This window comes from Actinomyces sp. HMSC08A09 (assembly GCF_001807465.1).
In the GTDB taxonomy this organism is placed as follows: domain Bacteria; phylum Actinomycetota; class Actinomycetes; order Actinomycetales; family Actinomycetaceae; genus Actinomyces; species Actinomyces oris.
Genome location: NZ_KV789081.1, coordinates 1 through 2,934 on the forward strand (window position 1 = coordinate 1; position 2,934 = coordinate 2,934).

2 protein-coding genes and 1 pseudogene are annotated in these 2,934 nt (G+C 64.9%); all 3 read right to left on the reverse strand.

The annotated features are described in order from the left end of the window. Positions 1 to 374: 374 nt before the first annotated feature. Positions 375 to 1,115 carry a response regulator transcription factor gene (locus HMPREF3165_RS01020; RefSeq protein WP_070510174.1) on the reverse strand — a complete coding sequence of 247 codons (741 nt, stop codon included), beginning with the start codon at positions 1,113 to 1,115 and terminating at the stop codon, positions 375 to 377. Continuing rightward, on the reverse strand, positions 1,112 to 2,521 hold the full coding sequence (locus tag HMPREF3165_RS01025; RefSeq protein WP_256274688.1) for a sensor histidine kinase: 1,410 nt from the start codon (positions 2,519 to 2,521) through the stop codon (positions 1,112 to 1,114). Before HMPREF3165_RS01025 ends, HMPREF3165_RS01020 begins: the two co-directional genes overlap by 4 nt. Before the next feature lie 56 nt (positions 2,522 to 2,577). Then, positions 2,578 to 2,934, reverse strand: a pseudogene (locus HMPREF3165_RS13560) (serine hydrolase); the annotation flags it as partial.

Sequence of the window (2,934 nt, forward strand, 5' to 3'; positions counted from 1 at the left end):
TCGAGTTCTCAAACAACACACCCACCGAGATTTGAGACCAGGAAGAATTCCTTGCTTGCCTCTCGAAGGCGACCGGACTAGCATAAGCAGGTTGTCGTTCGGGAATCAAACTCGGATCGCGTGACCCTGATCTCTGAACTATTCTGCTTTTTCCGTACCGGTAGGATCACTCCTTCCGGTTCGGCGTTTCCGCCGTCCGGTGCCGCCGTCAGACCGTTCAGTCGCTCCGGCAGCGAGGAGTACTATAGCCAGACTTGATCGGGGGTTGTCAAACGACTTTCCCGCGACCTGCATCACACCCAGGCTCCCCGGGGCACAGGCCGGCTCCCCCCTGCACCGGTCCCTCCCGGTTCTACTTCTCCTGTCATCGCTTCTCAGGGCCGTACCAGGCCAGCGCGAATCCCCCAGAGCACCGTTTGCAGGCGGTCTCGAGACCCGGTTTTCTGCATGAGTCCCGTCAGGTGGTACTTGATTGTCGTCGGCTCCACATAAAGGTGTGCTGCCATCTCACTGTTGGACATGCCCTGGGCCAACAGTCTGAGCACTTCCAACTCCCGAGAGGTCAAGGCGACGTCCACGGAAGCAGGTCCGGCGTACGACACATGCCCGGATGCACCGCCAGCATCCGCAGCTCTGTCGGTGTACCGATGCTGAGCCCCAGTGTCAGCTTCGGCGAGCGCACCTCGGGAGCCTCGCCTGGAGAGCTCACGCAAGATCCTGCGGGTGACACGCTGGTCCAAGGTTCCCTCCCCTGCTGCGACGGAGCGGACCGCCCCCAGGAGAGTGTCCTCATCGGCACCCTTGAGGAGAAACCCCGCGGCACCGGCCTCGAGGGAGGCCAGGACGTCGTCGTCGACATCGAAGGTGGTCAGAATGAGCACGTCCACGTCCAGATCGGGGTCGGAGACGATCGCCCGCGTTGCCGCGATACCGTCGGTCCCGGGCATGCGGATGTCCATGCACACGACGTCGGGGCGCAGTTCACGAGCCAGCGTGATCGCCTCGGCACCGTCGGCGGCCTCACCCACGACCTCGATGTCCTCCTCCGCTCCGAGGATGACGCTCAAGCCTGCGCGGACCACGGCCTGATCGTCAGCGATGACGAGTCGAATCATAGGAATGCCGCTTCCTCCTCGGGACGGGACCCGTCGGCGCCGTCCGGAGGAACGGGGATGACAAGGCGGTTGCACCAGCCGCCGTCGGGGTCGGGGCCGGTGACCAGCTCAGCACCCACCAGGGCAGCGCGCTCAGCCATGCCGGACAGACCGTAGCCACCGCCCTTGCTGCCCACACCCGCCTGACGCGCCTCCGCATTCGGCGGACGTCGGTTGTTCACCACGATCTCCACATACCCCTGCTGATAGGTGACCCGTACCTGGCAAGGGGCTCCCGGCGCGTGCCGCGCGCTGTTGGCGAGCGACTCCTGGACCATGCGGTAGGCGGCGGTGTCAGCTAGTGGGCTCAGGGGACGAGGCCGGCCGTTGACTGCGTACCCGACCCGCTGTTGACGACAGCGAGACTCCTCAACGAGGCGAGGCACTGCCTCCAGCGAGGGCAGGAGCACCGGCTCCCTTGCCATCCGGGAATCCGTCACGGCCGCCGGCTCGGCTGTCGCCTCGGTGCTCGACGACGTCGATTCGCTCTGTTGACCATCCGTCACCTGCCCTCCACGCTGAGAGTCACTCCTGTCCTCGCTGCGCAGGAGACCGACGACCTGACGCAGATCGGCCAGAGCGGTTCGGGCACTATCCTGCACCGTCTGGAGCATCTGGTCGGAACGCTCTGGGTCCTTGTGCCGCAAAGCCGCGGCCGCCTGGGCGCTGACGATGACGCCGGAGAGGTGGTGGCCGGCGATGTCGTGGAGATCGCGGGCCAGGGCATTGCGGCTTGCCCGCAACTCGCGCGCGGCCCGCTCGCGCTCCTCGCGCTCGAGCAGCTGCTTCTCCCGTTCAAGGAGCTCGGCCTTGTCGCGCAGCGCCTGGTGGAGTCGCTCACGCCCCAACATGTACTCCGCCGCCACTACCGGGAGCAGGTAGCGCTGCAGCAGGTGAGCCGACAGGAAGACGATGACGGCAGCCGGCCCGCGCTCGCCGGAATACACCTCTCGGATGAGGAAGACCAAATTAAAGACGATAATGTTGGTAAACAGCGCGACCTGCCAGCCTGGGACGCGGTGACGCACCAGGTACCAGATGACGACCATGACTGCGGTGGATCCGACTGACGATCGATCGCTGGCGATGAGGATGGTGAGATCGGCAACGGCCACTACAGCAAGCACCCGGTATGGAAAACGATCCGTCACCGTCACAGCCACTACCTGGAGGATGATAGCCAGAACGATGACGAGAATCGCCCGGGGAATCAGACTGATTTCTCCATATCTGATGACGTGCTCGGGATCGACCAGCAACGTGCCGAAATAGGACAGCACGCCGAGCAGGTAGAGCGCCACCGCGGTCCGGGGCAGGCGCGGTGGACTCTGCACCTGGGCGGCGGAATCGGGCACGCGGCTGGGCACGCTCCGAGTCAAGCACATGCGCAGCCGCGAGGTGCCCGAGTCCGCTTCCGAACCCATCACTTGTGGCACAGGGTGGCGTCGACGGCGTCCTTGTTCCGCTGGTACTTCTCCTTGGCGGAGCTCTCCAAGTTGCTCTGGTCCGCGATGGCTGTAGGCAGGGCGGTCACGGCGACGGTGACGGCGGTGCCGTCAGGTCCGACGGCGTTATCGGTCTGGTACCCGTAGATCGTCCCGCCGTGGCCCCAGGCAGTGCCCCCACAGGACAACGACCTACCGATCAGGCCCAGCCCGTACACCGTCCCCGGTCCAAGGTACGAGCTGGCGTCAACCGCTCCGTTCTTCATCTCGTCGATGCTGGACTGGGTCAGCAGCCTGCCGTCGAGGACGGCCTGGAAGAAGGTGTTGAGCTCGCT